The organism is Streptomyces sp. NPDC093586, from assembly GCF_044764905.1.
GTDB lineage: Bacteria > Actinomycetota > Actinomycetes > Streptomycetales > Streptomycetaceae > Streptomyces.
Window position 1 is genome coordinate 75188 of record NZ_JBIWJA010000032.1, and the last position, 16738, is coordinate 91925.

Below are 16738 nucleotides of genomic sequence, written 5' to 3' on the forward strand. Positions count from 1 at the left end.
CGCCCGGGGGGGGGGCGGGCGGGGGCGGGGGGGGGGCCCGGGCCCGGGGGGGGCCCCGGGGGCCCCGGGCCCCCCCGCCGGGGGCCCGGGGCCCCGCCGCGCCACGCCTGACGCCGGGCCGGCGGCCCGGCCCCGCGTGGTCGGCCCCTTCCGGGGCCCGGCCGTGCCGGAGAGGGCCTTCAGGCCGCTCTCGCGGACCCTGATCACCAGCCACGCCGTGGCCGGGACGAGCACGGCCGGGACGAGCACGGCCGGGGGCGGCGGCCGGCATGAAGGCCGCGGCGATGCCGTGCGCGAGTGGCCCGTGGCTCCATGAGGCGGGCAGTCGACGCGGGACGTGACGAGCACGGTCTTCCGCTCCGGTGCGGCCTCGGGTCGGAGCGACGTGATCCGCCTGGTCGCTTCGTCGCGACCGGTCGGCCGAGCCGAAGACGGCGGCCAGGACGGCCAGGCCGAGCGAACCGCCCACCTTTGGGGCGGTGTTGAGCAGGGCGGAGGCCGATCCGGCTTTGTGCGGGGGCGATGTCGTAGGCGGTTCACCCATCGCCCCATCGAAGACGCTCATACGCGTTGTCGCGGCAGACACCGTGTTCGCATGCTGTTTCGCCACCACGGGCCCACGAGGCGTCAGGGCTGGGAGAGGCGAAGGGAAACCGTGACCGCCGCGGATCGCGTCGGGAGGCTGCCGTGACGCGCCCGGCGCCGGCACGGGAACGGACCCCGGACAGTACCCGCGGGCTCCTCCTGGAACGCGGCTGCATAGGCGGCTCCCGCGCCGTCCCGCATGTGCCCGGGGCCGACCGGGCGAGCATGGACCACCCCTTCCCAGGAAGGTCCGGGCCGGCCCGCGAGGCCGTGCGGCAGGACTTTCACGGGCTGTGTGAGGAAAGTGTCGTGCACCTGGACGCGCCCGGCCCCGTCGTCGAGCGGCCGTGGTGCTGTTCCGGCGGCGAGACGGTGGCGTCGGTCGTCGCGCCGGTGGGCCGGCCGGCCCTGGATCCCGGGGCGTCGCGGACCGGACGCCGATCGCTCCGGTGTCCGCCGCCGCGGGCCGGCCCCGGGACGTATCGCCCGCTTCCTTCACAGGGTCGTGACAGCGGTGAAGTCTTCCCCACCGTCGAGCCGAAGCTGTTCGCGTGCACGTTCCTCAGCCCGTGGCCGGGGGCGTTTCCGCTGACCTGGGCGGGAAATCGACCGGCCGGTACCGGACATCGCCTGGCGAGGTGCTTTCCCTCGTCGTCACTGAGCGTTTTCCAATCTGGCGGGGCGGCTTGAGAGTTGGGCTGTCAGACAGGTGAAGCCCCTGGCAGAGGGGTTTTCGACCGAGAAGAACCGTCTCCACCAGAGGCTTCGGGTGCTTGTCCGCCCGTCCGGCGTCGACGTGTCCAGCTCTGCCCTGTGCTTCCTGTCCGCCCAGCTTCGCCGACACCGCCGGGCGCTCGGCACCCGATGGCGACGCCTGGGCCCCGGCCGACAGGCCCTGCTCACCCTTGCCCACCTCCGCAACGGTCATCCGTACGCCCAGCTCGCGGCCGGATCCGGCATCGGCACCACCACCGCGTACCGGTACATCACCGAGGCCGTCGATCTCCTGGCTGCACTCGCCCCGGCCCTCGCGCAGGCGGCCCGGGCGGCATCGGCGAAGGCGTTCGTGCTGCTGGACGGCACTCCGCTGCCGATCGACCGCGTCGCCGCGGACCGTCCCTTCTCCTCCGGCAAGCACAAGAAGCACGGGATGAACGTGCAGGTCCTGGCCGGTCCCTCCGGCCGGCTGCTGCGGGCCTCACCTGCCCTGACCGGTGCCGTGCACGACGTCCGGGCCGCCCGTGAGCACGGCGTCATCGCCGCTCTCGCGGACGCCCGAGTCACCTGCTGGGCAGACAAGGGCTACCGAGGCGCCGGGAGCACGGTCCGCGTCCCGTACCGGGGCCGGCGGGAGACGCTGTCCGCGGGCCAGAAGGCCGTCAACCGGTCCCACGCGAAGATCCGGGCCCTCGTCGAACAGGCCGTCGCCCCCCTCAAGTCCTGGCGGCTCCTCCGCGCACCGCGGTGCTCGACCGCACGCGTCACGAGCCTCGTCCGAGCTGTCCTCTGCCTGCACCTGACCAGCTCGGACCGAGGATGGAAAACGCTCAGTGAGCGAATGGACCGGCAGATCGAGGAGGTGGCCGACCGGCCGATGGTCCCACCGCTGCGGTCCGAAGGCGTCTGGCCCCCGGTTCCGGGAAGTCCGGCGCCGCTCGGGGAACCGGGGTGTCACCCGGGGGCCGGGGCGGCGTAGGCTAAGGGGGTCATGCCGTACGAACCGCCTACTCACACCGTCGAGCGCTCTCTCCGCGCCACGACCGGAGCCAAGATCATCGCCGGTGTCGACGAGGTGGGGCGCGGTGCGTGGGCCGGTCCGGTCACCGTCTGTGCGGCGGTCACCGGGCTGCGACGACCCCCGACGGGTCTCACCGACTCCAAGCTGCTCACCGTCAAGCGGCGGGCCGGGCTCGCCGCGGAGCTGCGGGACTGGGTGACCTCCTACGCCCTGGGGCATGCCTCTCCGGAGGAGATCGACGACCTGGGGATGACGGCGGCGCTGCGACTGGCCGCGGTGCGCGCCCTGGAGGCCCTCCCGGTCCGTCCCGACGCCGTCATCCTCGACGGCAAGCACGATTACCTCGGGGCGCCCTGGCGGGTCCGTACGGTCGTCAAGGGCGACCAGTCGTGCGTGGCGGTCGCGGCGGCTTCGGTGCTCGCCAAGGTCCAGCGCGACAAAATGATGGCCGAACTGGGTGCCCACCATGCAGACTTCGGTTTTGCGGACAACGCCGGGTATCCGTCGCCCGTGCACAAGGCCGCACTGGCGGAACGGGGCCCCACCCCGCACCACCGGTTGTCGTGGGCGTATCTTGATGCGCTGCCCCAGTGGCGGCACCTCAAGAAGGTCCGCGGCCGGGCGGACGGAAGTGTTCCGGAAATCGAGGGACAGCTCGGCTTCGATTTCTGACAGTTCCGCTCGCAGGCATGCGCCACCCGCTGACGCTAGCCGCACCAATGTTTGATAAAAATCAGCTCATGCCTCTCATTCCCGAGGAGCCTCAGATTCACGAGAAGGCCCAGGGTCCCCGCGCCACTCCGGCCAGCGGCCGTACCGCGCAGACCCCCCGCCCCGTACCCGGCCCCCGTCCCGCGGCTCCGCCGCGCCCCGGTCGTCCCGGCGCTCTGCGGCCGACGCCGCCGGCGCAGCGCACCTCGCACGACGCGGCCCCGGCCAAGCCCGCACCGTCGGGTCCGGCGACTCCCGCCGCCGCCCCGGCCGGCCCGCAGATCCAGTTGATCCCCGCTTCTCCCGAAGGCGCGCTCGACGCGGCCGAGGAAGCCGTGGACCTGCTTCTGGACTCGGGCCGCACCCCCGGTGACGTGCTGGTGGTCACCACCGGTGAACCGCATCCGTGGGCCGCCCACGAACTGTCCTTCGGCGACGCCTCCTACTGGGCGCAGCACGACGCGGGCGACGACGTCTTCTACGCGGACGCCGCCGTCGCCGAGCGTGCCGCGGCGCGTCCCGTGGTCGTCGTCGCGCTCAACGGCGGCCCCGAAGCGGCTGCCGTCACCGCGCTGTCGGCGGCCCACGCCCGGGCAGGTGCCCTGCTGATCGTCTGCGGTGACCCGCAGCGGATCAACTCGGTCCTGGGCGCGAGCGCCTGAGCCGTCCGCGTCACGGGCGCCGGGCGCCGGGCTCCGGTCCACGGAGGCCGGGCACGACACCGGCGACCGTCGCGTCGGCACACTCTCGGTGACGGCGTCGACGTGTCCCGGCGGCCGACGTCGGCCGGTGCGCGCCGCCGCTCGCGCGTGGTGCGGGCCAGACCCCACCGCGGCGCGGCCGACCGGTGCGCCGTCCAGGACGGCGGGGGGAGTACGAACGGCGCGGACTCACGAGTCTGCGGTACGGACGATGCCGGGCGCGCTGGTTGCGCCGGTGAGAACGGGCGGCGCCCGGTGCCTCGTCGGCCCCGGCGCCCGGGGCGCGGGAAAGCGACACGCCGGGCCCCCGTCGCTCAGCGGGCCGCCGCGCGGCGCAGTACGTCCGAGGCGACACCGCCGGTACGCGGCGGCGGAGGCGGTGCCTCCGACGTGGCGAACGGCTCCGGCGCCGACATCGCGTGGGGACGGCGGCCACCGCGGCCCTCGCCGAGGACCTGCCACCCGTCACGGGTCAGCGTGATGTACGCCCCGCAGCGCAGTCCGTGCAAGGTGCAGGCGTCGCGCAGCCCCCACATCCACGCGCCGTCCTCCTCCGTCCAGCGCGCGTCGCCCTCGCGGCAGTAGAGCAGCACGGCGGTGCGCACCGGAGTGCGGCGCCGCAGATCGTGCGGAATGACCCGGCGGAGCTGCGCGAGCAGCGCGTTGCGGAACAGCCAGCCGTCCGCCGGTGCGCGACGGACGGTGAACGAGGCGCTCGCGCGCAGCCGTTCGTCCGGGTCGAGCACGGCCACGACCGCGGTCGCCGGCTCGGGACGGTGGCGCGCGTGCAGTCCGCTGACGACCTCCCGCGGATTGCGCAGCAGCGGGATTCCGGCCGAGGCCCACTCCGCGGGTTCGAGCAGGCGGGTGGCGGAGGCGGTGGGCGGCGACAAAGACGCCGCCGAGGACGAGGCGAATCCGAAGGTCACGTTCCTCCCTTCGGCTACGCGCCCACACTGCGGGCGGGGTCGGATTCGGGGGAGCGCGCACCGCAGTGAAGCCCTGCCGGGACACGGACGAGCCGTGCGGGGAGCGGACTTCAATTCTTGCTGTCGAACTGGGATGCGGCAACGAGCAATTGGGGCCGACGACCCTTATCGGACGATGCGCGTCCTATATCCCTACCCGCGGAGACGTCGGGCGACGCATGGGGCGCACCGCCCGGAGGGACGGCGACGACACCCGGCCGGCGGTGCGCACGCCGGACGGTCAGCCCTGCACGGCCAGGACCAGTGGCAACACCCCCGGGGCGCCCGCACGACGCAGCAGCCGGGCGGCGACCGCGAGGGTCCAGCCGGTCTCCGTGTAGTCGTCCACGAGAAGGACCGGACCCTCCTGGCCGCTGAGCGCGGCGGCAAGGGCGGGCGGCACCGTGAGCGTCCCGTCGAGCGCCTTGAGCCGCTGCGCGCTGTTGCTGCGGGACACCGGCGGCGCTTCTTCCGTGTACTCGGCCGCGTACTCGACCGAGCCGAGCAACGGCAACCGGCCCACCTCGGCGATGCGCGCACCGAGCGAGTGGATCAGCCGCGGGCGCGAGCGCGAGGCGACGGTCACCACGCCGACGGGACGCGGCGGGGCGTCGGCCGCGCCGGAGGCCCAGCCGCCCGGTCCCTTCGCCCAGTCGGCCAGCACCGTCACGACGGCCTTCGCGACATCGTCCGGCACCGGGCCGTCGGGAGCGTGCGCCGCCAGCATCGGGCGCAGCCGGTTGCCCCAGCCGATGTCGGACAGACGCCCCAGCGCCCGCCCCGTCGCCGCCTGTTCGCCGACGGGGATACGGCCCTTCAGTTCGACGCCGATCGCCGGGAGCCCGGTCGGCCACATGCGGCGCGGCTCCACCTCGACGCCGGCCCGGCCCAGGTCGGCCCGCGCGGCGTCCAGGGCGGCGGGGGAGGTGTCCGCCGTGAAGCGCGGGCCCGCGCAGTTGTCGCAGTGCCCGCAGGGCTTGGCGCCCTCGTCGTCCAACTGACGCTGCAGGAACTCCATCCGGCAGTCCGTCGTCGACGCGTAGTCGCGCATCGCCTGCTGCTCGGCCCTGCGTTGCCGTGCGACCCAGTCGTACCGCTCGGCGTCGTACGTCCACGGCCGGCCGGTCGCGGTCCAGCCGCCCTTGACCCGCTTCACCGCGCCGTCGACGTCGAGGACCTTGAGCATGGTCTCCAGGCGGGAGCGGCGCAGTTCCACCAGAGGCTCCAGAGCCGGCAGCGACAGGGGCCGCTCGGCGCGCGCGAGGACGTCGAGGGTGCGGCGCACCAGGTCCTCGGACGGGAAGGCCAGTGAGGCGAAGTACTCCCAGATCGCCTCGTCCTCCTTGCCCGGCAGGAGGAGCACCTCGGCGTGATCGACACCGCGCCCGGCGCGACCCACCTGCTGGTAGTACGCGATGGGGGAGGACGGCGAGCCGAGGTGCACCACGAAACCGAGGTCCGGCTTGTCGAACCCCATGCCCAGCGCCGAGGTGGCGACCAGGGCCTTGACCCGGTTGGCGAGCAGGTCGTCCTCGGCCTGCTGCCGGTCGGCGTTCTCGGTCTTCCCCGTGTAGGAGGCGACGGTGTGACCACGCTGCCGGAGGAAGGCGGTGACCTCCTCGGCGGCGGCCACCGTGAGCGTGTAGACGATCCCGGAGCCCGGCAGCTCGTGGAGGTGGTCGGCGAGCCAGGCCATCCGGTGCGCGGCGTCGGGCAGCCGCAGCACGTTCAGACTGAGGCTCTCCCGGTCCAGCGGCCCGCGCAGCACCAGCGCGTCCGACGTGCCCCCGGTGCCCAGCTGCTCCGCGACGTCGGCGGTCACGCGCGCGTTGGCGGTGGCGGTCGTCGCCAGGACCGGCACACCGGGCGCGAGATCGGTGAGCATCGTGCGCAGCCGCCGGTAGTCCGGGCGGAAGTCGTGACCCCAGTCGGAGATGCAGTGCGCCTCGTCCACCACGAGCAGCCCCGTGGCCGCGGCGAGCTTGGGCAGCACCTGATCGCGGAAGTCGGGGTTGTTGAGCCGCTCGGGACTCACCAGCAGGACGTCCACCTCACCCGCGGCGATCTCGTCCTGCACGGCGCCCCACTCCTCGGTGTTGGAGGAGTTGATGGTCCGGGCACGGATGCCGGCCCGGGCCGCGGCCTCGACCTGGTTGCGCATCAGGGCGAGCAGGGGGGAGACGATCACGGTGGGACCGCTGCCCCGGTCCCGCAGCAGCGCGGTGGCCACGAAGTAGACCGCGGACTTGCCCCATCCCGTGCGCTGGACGACCAGGGCCCGGCGCCGGTCCGCGACCAGCGCCTCGATCGCCCGCCACTGGTCCTCCCGCAGGCGGGCGGCGCCGGAGGGGTCCCCGACGAGGCGGGCGAGAACCGCGTCGGCCGCTGTCCGGAGGTCCGCGTTGTTCGTGTGCTCCATGCGTTCCATACAACAGGACGGGACTGACAACCGGTGCGACGGGCGGGAGGGACGGGGAGAACCGGGCCTGAAGTGTCGTGTCCCTGATGGAAGTTATCCACAGGCGAAGCGGAACATTGCGATCCGCGAGATCGTCGGGCCATGACGAACCACAGCGAAACGACCGGATCCGCAGAGAACGGCGACATCACCGGACCCACCCGGCCGGACCGGGCGGCACGGACCTCGTGCGACAGCCCCGGTGGCGAGCCCCAGGTCACCCTGCGCACCCCGGCCGAACTGGCGGACGCCCTGCCCTACCTGCTCGGATACCGCCCCGAGGACAGCATCGTCCTGGTCGCCCTGCGCGACAGGGACGGGCGGGGCCGGTTCGGCGGCCGGGCCCGTCTCGGCATCCCCGCGAACGAGGAGGACTGGACGAGCGCGGCCGGGCAGCTGGTCCACGGCCTGGTGACCGGCAGCGAGCGCCGCGGCGCCCGCCCCGAGCAGATGGTCGCCTACCTCTGCCAGGAACCGCCCCGCGGCGAGTCCGGCCGACAGGTGATGGAGCGCCTGCGGCCACTGGCCCAGAAGCTGCGCGTCGAGTGCGGCGCCCTCGACGTACCGGTGGTCGAGGCACTGTGCATCTCGGACGGGCGCTTCTGGTCGTACTGCTGTGACGACGAGACCTGCTGCCCGTCCGAGGGCGTCCCCATGGGGCTGCCGGGCACGTCCGTGCTGGCCGCGGCGGCCACCTACGCCGGGATCCAGGTGCGCGGCTCGCTGCGCGAGCTGCGGGCCAGGCTGCTCCCGTGGGAGAACTCCGCGGCACGCGAACAGGAGGCCGCCCTGGATTCCGCCGGCATGACGATCGTCTCCAGGCTTCTCGACGACGCCCGGAGCGCGGACGTGGCCGAAGAGACGCTCGCCCTGGCCGAACGGATCATGCGCCGCCTGGCCGACGCACCGCCGGTGTCCGGCATGCCCGCGGAGGACCTGCGGGACGACCGCCTGCTCGGACACGACGAGGCCGCGGCGCTGATCCTCGGTCTCCAGGACCGAACGACCCGCGACCGCGCGGCCGCGTGGATGGAGGGGGACGAGGCGGGCCCCGCGCTGCGCCTCTGGCGGGCACTGGCCCGCCGCTGCGTCGGGCCGTACGGCGAACACGCCGCCGCACCCCTCACCCTCGCCGGATGGGTCGCCTGGTCCACCGGCGACGAACTGGAGGCCCGGGAAGCCCTGGCCATGGCACTCGGCGCGGACCCGGACTACCTCTTCGCCCGGCTCCTGCACCAGGCCTGCAACGAGGGCCTCGACCCCGAGTCGGTCCGGCGCTGCCTGCGCGCCGAGCGCGCCGGTGGCGGGTCGGCCGGAACCGGCGCGCCGGACGACGAGGAGCGGGCCGGCGGGCCGGCGCGTCGCGCGACGGCCGAAGACCCGACGGCACCGCAGACGCCCCCTGCCCGTCGCCGCCGGACGCGTTCGGGCACCGTGGTCGACGACTCCGCCCGTCGCCGGGCGAGGGCGCAGGGTCACGAGCGGGGGATGAAGGTGGTACGTCCCAGGAATCCGGCGGGTGGCGCACGCCCCGACGGGACGCGGCCGAGCCGTACACGTCCCCGGGCCTCGGGCAGGGAGACGACGGCCGGGCGGGGCACCCGCCCGGCAGACGCGCGTACGGGTGAGCCCGGATCCGGAGGTGAATAGGCGGCGGGACCGGGCGTCGGCCGGGTGAGCCGGACATCCGCCCCGGCACGGCGGGCCCCGCCCCCGTACGGCTGGGCCGACCGGCCCAGCCATGCTCGACGAGATGGCCGACGGACCGTGGTCAACGGCTTGACCTGGTGCGAAGCGGCCCGCACGGAATCGGGCGGCAGACGGGGGACGGACGCCGCATCGAAGTGGATCAGCCACCGAAGCGGCCGGCGAAGGGAGTGTTTATCGTCAGGCAGACGACTATGATCGCCGCATGCCCTACGACCCGTCAGCCTTTCCGCCCTTCGCCGTCACCGTGGACCTGGTCGTGCTGACCGTGCGCCGCCACTCCCTGTGCGCGCTGGCGGTACGCCGGGGCGAGCCGCCGTTCCAGGGGCGCTGGGCCCTGCCCGGCGGTTTCGTACGGGCCGACGAGGACCTGGCACAGGCGGCGGCGCGGGAACTGGTCGAGGAGACGGGGTTGTGCGTCCACGACCCGGCCGCGCCCGCCCAGGACAACGGCGCCCACCTGGAGCAGCTGGCGACGTACGGCGATCCGAAGCGCGACCCCCGGATGCGCGTGGTCAGTGTCGCGCATCTCGCGCTCGCCCCCGACCTGCCCGCGCCCCGGGCGGGCGGCGACGCCAGCAACGCGCGCTGGGCACCGGTCGAGGAACTGCTGGAGCAGGGCGGCTACGGCCATGACGGCGAGCCGGTGGCGCCCCTCGCCTTCGACCATGCCCGGATCCTGGCGGACGGGGTGGAGCGGGCCCGCTCCAAGATCGAGTACTCGTCGCTGGCCACCGCGTTCTGCCCGCCCGAGTTCACCGTCGGTGAGCTGCGCCGCGTCTACGAGGCGGTGTGGAGCGTGGCCCTCGACCCGCGCAACTTCCACCGCAAGGTGACGGGCACCCCGGGCTTCCTCGTGCCCACCGGCGGGACGACCACACGCCAGGGCGGCCGACCGGCCCAGCTCTTCCGCGCCGGCGGCGCGACGCTCCTCAACCCCCCGATGCTGCGTCCCGAGGTATGACGCCGGGCCTCGGACGGACCGGGGACGAACGGCGCACGACGGTCGGCTGACCGACCCATTTGCAGTATAAAAGTAGTGTTATGCCCGGAGAGGGAGGTATTGCGCTATATCTTGCTGCGGGTGATCCAGGCCTTCGGATTGACCAGCGCCCCCCGCAAGGAGCATCCCCCCGCCGTCGACGACGTCTCCTTCGAGGCGCGCGCGGGCCGCGTCACCGCACTGCTCGGAGCCCCGGGTGCGGGCAAGACGACGGTGCTCAGACTCATGCTCGAACTCCAACACGGCCGTGGCATCACCTACTTCAGAGGCCGCCCCCTGCACCGCATCGCCCATCCCTCGCGCGAAGTCGGCGTGCTGTTGGGTGATGTGCCGGGGCACCCGGCCCGCACCGTCCGCGGCCATCTGCGGATGCTGTGCGCGGCTGCCGGCGTTCCCTCCCGGCGCGGCGACGAGGTCCTGGAGTCGGTGGGGCTCGTGAGTCTGCGCGACGAACCCCTCGGCACCCTGGCGCGCGGTATGGACCGGCGCCTCGGCCTGGCCTGCGCGCTGCTGGCCGACCCGCACACCCTGGTGCTCGACGATCCGGCCGGTGCGCTCTCCGCCCGCGAGGCCCGCTGGCTGCACGGCGCCTTGCGCGCCCACGCGGCGCAGGGGGGCACCGTCCTGTTCAGCACGTCCGACCCCAAGGAGGCGGCACGCGCCGCCGACCACGTCGTCACGCTGGAGCAGGGCAGAGTCGTCGCCGACCAGGAGGCCGCGGACTTCTCCAGGACCCGCCTGCGCCCCCGCGTCGCCGTGCGCAGCCCGCACGCGGCCCGTCTCGCCGCCCTCCTGGCCAAGGAGGCCCGTGCGGGCCGCCGTTCCGTCGAGATCGTGCAGGAGAGCGGCAACCGTCTCGCCGTGTACGGCAGTACGTGCGCCGACATCGGTGAGACCGCCTTCCGTCACGGCATCCTCGTGCACCAACTCGCCGACGAGGTCGGTGACATGGGGTCGGGAGCGGGCACGGTGTCCGCGGGGCAGGAACGAGGGCAGGAACGTCCGGTTCGGCGGCACCGGGCCATCGAGGGCGACCCGGCTCCGGGCCCCCACCGGGCGACCGGAACGAGCCCTTCGGCCACGGACGCCGGCCCCTCTGCCACCGGCACCGCTCCCCCGGCCACGGATACGGACCCCCAGGTCACCTGTACAGACGCTTCCGCCGCGGGCGCCGATCCCTCGGTCACCCGTGCAGATCCCGGGACCAGCGGTACCGGCCCATCAGCCAGCGGGACAACCCCTTCGGGGGTCGATGCCGTCCCCTCCACCTCGGGCACCTGTCCCTCACCCGCAGGTCTACGGCGTGTACCCGCCGACGCACCGGGGACGGTCGGCCCGTACCGGATTCCCAGTCCCGCCGGCTCTTCGCGGACCGCCGCGCCTCGGTCTGCCGTCACCGAACCGTCCCTCCGTGCCGGCGGGCCCGGGCCGGCATCGGACGAGCCGCCGCCCCCGGGCGTTCAAGCGTGCCCTCCGACTGCCGAAGCGCCCGTGTCGGGCGACGCTCCCGGAGCCGGGAGCGAAGCCGAACCGGAGGTCGAGGAGACCATCCCGACACCGGACGCCCCCCACCCCGCATCCGTGCGCGCGGCTCCCGCTTCCCAAGGACGAGGAACACCGCGCCCGCGCACCGCGCTCAACCCCGCCGCAGCGGCTTCCGGCCGCCCCCTGTCTCCCCTCCCGCCCCCCATTTCCGTCCGCTCCGCCCCGAGCCCTCTCCGCCCGCTGAGGTACGAACTGCGCCGTGCGACCGGCATCGGCACCGGGTTCTTCACCGGGGCCGCCGTCCTGCTCGTGTCCGCCGTCATCGCCGTGGTCCTCGCACGCATCGGGCACACCCCGCAGCCGCGCCTGCTGGCCGCGTGGCCGCGGGAGCTGCCGCTGCCGCCCGCCGCGCTCGGCGCGGGACTGCTCGGTGCGCTGGCCTTCGGCGACGAGTTCCGTCATCCCGCCCTGGCGGCGGACTGCGGCACCGTGCCCCGCCGGCTGGGGCTGCTGACCGCCAAACTCGTCGTCTCCGCGGCCACCGCGATCGTGCTGGCCGTACTCACGGTGGGGTGCGACATCGAGGTGCTCCACCTGTTCTACGGGCAGGAGCTCTCACGGATTCCCGCCGACTGGCCCGTGCTGAGCGCCGGTTGGCTCGGGCTCTGCGTCGGTTGCGCCTGGTCCGGCGTGCTGGCCGCGGGGATCTTCCGGTCCACGACGGCCGGACTCGCCGCGGTGGTCGCCGTTCCCGTCCTCGTCGTGCCTCTCGTACAAAGGGCCTGGCAAGGTCCGTCCGTGCGGACCGCCGTCGGCTTTCCGATGAGGCTGCGCGAGGCGCTCCTGACGCAGTGGCCCTTCGGCGGGCAGCACTACCTCGTCGAGGTCCTGCGGGTGCTCGCCCAACCCGTGGGCAGCGCAATGGCGTTGTCACTGACCGCTCTGCTCTGCGCGTACCTGCTCATGACCCTGCGCGGCAGGGCACGATGACGGCCGTCTGTTCCCTTCCGGTTCGACCGTGTGCGCAACTCCCCGGGGAAAGCCCATTTCTTTCCGATAAGGCGTCAATTGCGACGGCGTGAGCGATCACCCTTTCGTGTGCTTTTCACCAAAGACCTCAAGGGAGTTGGCGGCGAGGCCGACAAAGGATGCGTGACTACCCTTGCGCACACCATGATGACCGCCGCCCGTTCCGCCGACTCCGGCCTCGCGAACCCGGGCGAACTCGACCGCTATCCCTTCGCCGAGGCGCCCGCCGCCGACCGTGTGGGGGTGCCCGCCTGGGAAGGCGCGGAGCCCGAGCTGGGACGCGTGGGCCGACGCACCGCGGGCAGCCGTGGGCGCGGACTGCACGGGCAACTCGTCCAGCAGCTCGGCCAGATGATCGTTTCCGGCGACCTGGGGGCCGACCGCCCCCTGGTGCCCGAGGAGATCGGCCAGCGCTTCGAGGTTTCCCGTACCGTCGTCCGTGAATCCCTCCGCGTCCTGGAGGCCAAGGGCCTGGTCAGTGCCCGCCCGAACGTCGGCACGCGAGTGCGTCCCGTCAGTGACTGGAACCTCCTCGACCCCGACATCATCGAATGGCGTGCCTTCGGGCCGCAGCGCGACGACCAGCGTCGCGAGCTCAGCGAGCTGCGCTGGACCATCGAGCCGCTCGCCGCACGCCTGGCCGCCGGGCACGGGCGCGAGGACGTCCAGCAGCGGCTGGTCGACATGGTCGGGATCATGGGGCACGCCATGGGGCAGGGTGACGCGCTCACCTTCTCGCGTGCCGATGCCGAGTTCCACACGCTGCTCATCCAGGTCGCCGGCAATCGCATGTTGGGTCATCTCTCGGGGATCGTGTCCGCCGCCCTCCACGTCTCCGGCGGGCCGGTCACGGGTTGTGACCGGTTGAACGACGCCTCGCTGGCGCAGCACGGCCGGATCGTCGACGCCCTGGCGGCCGGGGACGGCGCCGCGGCCGAGACGGCCATGCGTCAGCTCCTGACCGTCCACCCCGAGGTGGACCGCGTGGTGCCCGCTCCGCGCGAGCACTGATCGCGCTCCGCCGACACGGCGCGCGCCGGCCGCACCAGCCCCCTCCTCTGGCAGTGGCCGGCCGGCTCGCCGCCGCGGACCCCGCGGGATCCCCGGGATTCCGCGGGGTCCGACGGTGTTCCGTTCCGACGTGTTCCGTTCCGACGGTGTGACGAAACGCTTGGGGCTTCCTGCGGGAGAGGCCGCGCGTGGTCGAACGAGAACGATTGGTGACCCTCTTTGTATGTGCCTGACCGGTTTTGAGTGCTTACGGGGTGTGACTCGGGCCACGCGGATTGGGCGTAACGCTCGCGAGAACAACGCGATGACCTAAGAGGTGACAGCCGCGGAGGGAATACGGGCGCCGTTCACGGTGCTGTGCATCTCCCCGGCCCCCGCCCGCGCCGTCGGCCCATCCCAAGCCGGCGGTCGGCTCCTGTCCGCCGTGGACAGGGCCGGAAGCCGTTTTCCAACGTTCCGAGAGGTTGTTCGTGTCGGCCAGCACATCCCGTACGCTCCCGCCGGAGATCGCCGAGTCCGTCTCTGTCATGGCGCTCATTGAGCGGGGAAAGGCTGAGGGGCAGATCGCCGGCGATGACGTGCGTCGGGCCTTCGAAGCTGACCAGATTCCGGCCACTCAGTGGAAGAACGTACTGCGCAGCCTCAATCAGATCCTCGAGGAAGAGGGTGTGACGCTGATGGTCAGTGCCGCAGAGCCCAAGCGCACCCGAAAGAGCGTCGCAGCGAAGAGCCCCGCCAAGCGCACCGCCACCAAGACGGTCGCGGCGAAGACGGTGACCAGCAGGAAGGCCACCGCCCCCGCCTCCCCGGCGGCATCCGCCGGGGACCCCGCAGCCGAGGAGGAGTCGCCGGCCAGGAAGGCGGCGGCCAAGAAGACGACCGCCAAGAAGGCGACGACGAAGAAGGCGACCGCAAAGAAGACGGCGGCCAAGAAGACGACCGCCAAGAAGGACGACGGCGAGCTTCTCGAGGACGAGGTGATCGAGGAGCCGAAGGCCGCGACCGACGAGCCCGAGGGCACCGAGAACGCGGGCTTCGTGCTGTCCGACGAGGATGAGGACGACGCTCCGGCCCAGCAGGTCGCCGCGGCCGGCGCCACCGCCGACCCGGTCAAGGACTACCTCAAGCAGATCGGCAAGGTCCCCCTGCTCAACGCCGAGCAGGAGGTCGAGCTCGCCAAGCGCATCGAGGCGGGCCTCTTCGCCGAGGACAAGCTGGCGAACTCCGACAAGCTCGCGCCCAAGCTCAAGCGCGAGCTGGAGATCATCGCCGAGGACGGCCGCCGAGCCAAGAACCACCTCCTGGAGGCCAACCTCCGCCTGGTGGTCTCCCTGGCCAAGCGCTACACCGGCCGCGGCATGCTCTTCCTGGATCTGATCCAGGAGGGCAACCTCGGTCTGATCCGCGCGGTCGAGAAGTTCGACTACACCAAGGGCTACAAGTTCTCCACGTACGCCACCTGGTGGATCCGTCAGGCGATCACCCGCGCGATGGCCGACCAGGCCCGCACCATCCGTATCCCGGTGCACATGGTCGAGGTCATCAACAAGCTCGCGCGCGTGCAGCGGCAGATGCTCCAGGACCTGGGCCGCGAGCCCACCCCGGAGGAGCTGGCCAAGGAGCTCGACATGACCCCGGAGAAGGTCATCGAGGTCCAGAAGTACGGCCGCGAGCCCATCTCCCTGCACACCCCGCTGGGCGAGGACGGCGACAGCGAGTTCGGTGACCTCATCGAGGACTCCGAGGCCGTCGTCCCGGCCGACGCCGTCAGCTTCACGCTCCTCCAGGAGCAGCTGCACTCCGTCCTGGACACCCTGTCCGAACGCGAGGCGGGTGTCGTCTCCATGCGGTTCGGTCTCACCGACGGTCAGCCGAAGACCCTCGACGAGATCGGCAAGGTGTACGGCGTCACGCGCGAGCGCATCCGCCAGATCGAGTCGAAGACCATGTCGAAGCTGCGTCACCCGTCGCGCTCCCAGGTGCTGCGCGACTACCTCGACTAGGAACGGACGTACGTCCCGCGAAGGCGGCCGTACGTCCGGCGAGGCCCGGTCCCCCGGTGGGGACCGGGCCTTCGTGCTGACCAGCGGGTGCGAGGCGCGACGGAGTGGATCACCCTGGGTGTTCACTGCCCACCCCTCAGTGAGGAGTCTGCATGCGTCGCCTCTTTGCCCGGGCGATAGCCCGGCCGCTCGCCCTGGCGGCCGCGGCGACCGCGATACCGCTGGCGTCCGCGGCCCCCGCCTCCGCATCCGCCTCTGCTTCCGCTCCCACCGACAGCATCGTCGTCGGAGGTTTTCCGGTCGACGTGTCCGACAGTCCGTGGACCGTGGCCCTGTCCAGTCGTGACCGGTTCGGAGGTACGCGGGCGGGTCAGTTCTGCGGGGGAGTCGCCGTCGGCCGGACCACCGTGCTCACGGCGGCCCACTGCCTGGGCGAGGAGGTTCTGGGTTCCCCGCCCGAACGGGTACGTGACCTGAAGGTCATCGCGGGCCGCACGGACCTGCTCTCGGACGAGGGGGACGAGATCCCCGTGCGCGACGTCTGGGTGAACCCGGCGCACGACGACGTCAGCAACGCCGGCGACTTCGCCGTACTCACCCTCTCCCGGGCCCTTCCCGCCGACTCGGTCATAGCCATGGCGGCCGACGGGGACCCCGCGTACGGACCGCAGACCGGAGCACTGGTCTACGGGTGGGGGGACACCTCGGGCGCGGGGGACTACGCCACCAGCCTGCGGGCGTCACACGTGCGCGTACTGTCGGACGCCCTCTGCGCACGGGCGTATCCGGGAGGTGGTGACGGAAGGTATCTGCCCAGCAGCATGCTGTGTGCCGGGGTGGAAGCCGGCGGGCGCGACGCCTGCCAGGGGGACAGCGGGGGACCGCTGGTCGCGCAGGGGCGGCTCATAGGTCTCGTGTCCTGGGGGAACGGGTGCGGACGCCCCGGCAACCCGGGGGTGTACACGCGCATCTCCGCCGCGCTGCGGGCGCTGGGCTGGGAGACGGGGCCCCTCGGCGGTGCCAGGGCGTCTGACGCGCCCTGAGGGGCTCGCCGGACACGAGTACGGGCGGGGGGGGGCCGGGGGGGGGGGGGGGGGCGGCCCCCCCGCCCGGGGGGGGGGGGGGGGGGGGGGGGGGGGGGGGGGGTGTGTGGGTGGGGGGGGGGGGGGGGGGGGGGGGGGGGGGGGGGGGGCGGGGGGGGGGGCCGCGCGGGGGGGGGGGGGCGGCCCCGGGGGGGGGGGGCCCCCGGGGGGGGGGGCGCCCCCCGCCCGTACCTTCGGCCTGTGCCGAGTCGCTCGTCGTTGGGCGCGCTGTGTCTAGCGGTCTTCCTCGGAGGAAG

General features: G+C 73.2%; 10 protein-coding genes and 1 pseudogene. 9 read left to right on the plus strand and 2 right to left on the minus strand.

Translation table 11 applies throughout. From position 1 onward, the window contains the following. Positions 1 to 1354: 1354 nt before the first annotated feature. From ACIRFH_RS27630 to ACIRFH_RS27640, 3 genes and pseudogenes are all read left to right on the plus strand, one after another. Positions 1355 to 2116, plus strand: a pseudogene (locus tag ACIRFH_RS27630) (transposase family protein); the annotation flags it as partial. Positions 2117 to 2293: 177 nt separating this feature from the next. Then, entirely contained in the window at positions 2294 to 2995 is a 702-nt protein-coding gene (locus ACIRFH_RS27635; RefSeq protein WP_403526281.1) for a ribonuclease HII, read from the plus strand. Between the two features lie 68 nt (positions 2996 to 3063). Further along, positions 3064 to 3696, plus strand: coding sequence for a hypothetical protein (locus ACIRFH_RS27640; RefSeq protein ID WP_403526284.1), 633 nt, complete (start codon positions 3064 to 3066; stop codon positions 3694 to 3696). Between the two features lie 353 nt (positions 3697 to 4049). Here ACIRFH_RS27640 and ACIRFH_RS27645 read toward each other — a convergent pair whose 3' ends face one another. Then, positions 4050 to 4664 carry a hypothetical protein gene (locus ACIRFH_RS27645; RefSeq protein WP_403526287.1) on the minus strand — a complete coding sequence of 205 codons (615 nt, stop codon included), beginning with the start codon at positions 4662 to 4664 and terminating at the stop codon, positions 4050 to 4052. A 280-nt stretch (positions 4665 to 4944) separates the two neighbouring features. Next, positions 4945 to 7122 carry a RecQ family ATP-dependent DNA helicase gene (locus tag ACIRFH_RS27650; RefSeq protein ID WP_403526290.1) on the minus strand — a complete coding sequence of 726 codons (2178 nt, stop codon included), beginning with the start codon at positions 7120 to 7122 and terminating at the stop codon, positions 4945 to 4947. Positions 7123 to 7263: 141 nt separating this feature from the next. Between ACIRFH_RS27650 and ACIRFH_RS27655 the strand changes: the two genes are divergently transcribed. The 6 genes from ACIRFH_RS27655 to ACIRFH_RS27680 all read left to right on the plus strand — a co-directional run bounded on the left by ACIRFH_RS27655 (position 7264) and on the right by ACIRFH_RS27680 (position 16442). Next, on the plus strand, positions 7264 to 8811 hold the full coding sequence (locus tag ACIRFH_RS27655; protein WP_403526293.1) for a DUF4192 domain-containing protein: 1548 nt from the start codon (positions 7264 to 7266) through the stop codon (positions 8809 to 8811). Between the two features lie 262 nt (positions 8812 to 9073). Continuing rightward, entirely contained in the window at positions 9074 to 9832 is a 759-nt protein-coding gene (locus tag ACIRFH_RS27660; protein WP_403526296.1) for an NUDIX domain-containing protein, read from the plus strand. A gap of 120 nt (positions 9833 to 9952) precedes the next feature. Then, the gene (locus ACIRFH_RS27665) at positions 9953 to 12346 is read left to right on the plus strand and encodes an ATP-binding cassette domain-containing protein (RefSeq protein ID WP_403526299.1); all 2394 of its coding nucleotides are present in this window, start codon (positions 9953 to 9955) and stop codon (positions 12344 to 12346) included. A 162-nt stretch (positions 12347 to 12508) separates the two neighbouring features. Continuing rightward, positions 12509 to 13396: a FadR/GntR family transcriptional regulator gene (locus ACIRFH_RS27670; RefSeq protein WP_403526302.1), complete on the plus strand. Its 888-nt coding sequence runs from the start codon at positions 12509 to 12511 to the stop codon at positions 13394 to 13396. Between the two features lie 470 nt (positions 13397 to 13866). Beyond that, entirely contained in the window at positions 13867 to 15399 is a 1533-nt protein-coding gene (locus ACIRFH_RS27675; protein WP_403526305.1) for an RNA polymerase sigma factor, read from the plus strand. 152 nt (positions 15400 to 15551) lie between these two features. Continuing rightward, on the plus strand, positions 15552 to 16442 hold the full coding sequence (locus tag ACIRFH_RS27680) for a serine protease (RefSeq protein WP_403526308.1): 891 nt from the start codon (positions 15552 to 15554) through the stop codon (positions 16440 to 16442). Positions 16443 to 16738 lie beyond the last annotated feature (296 nt).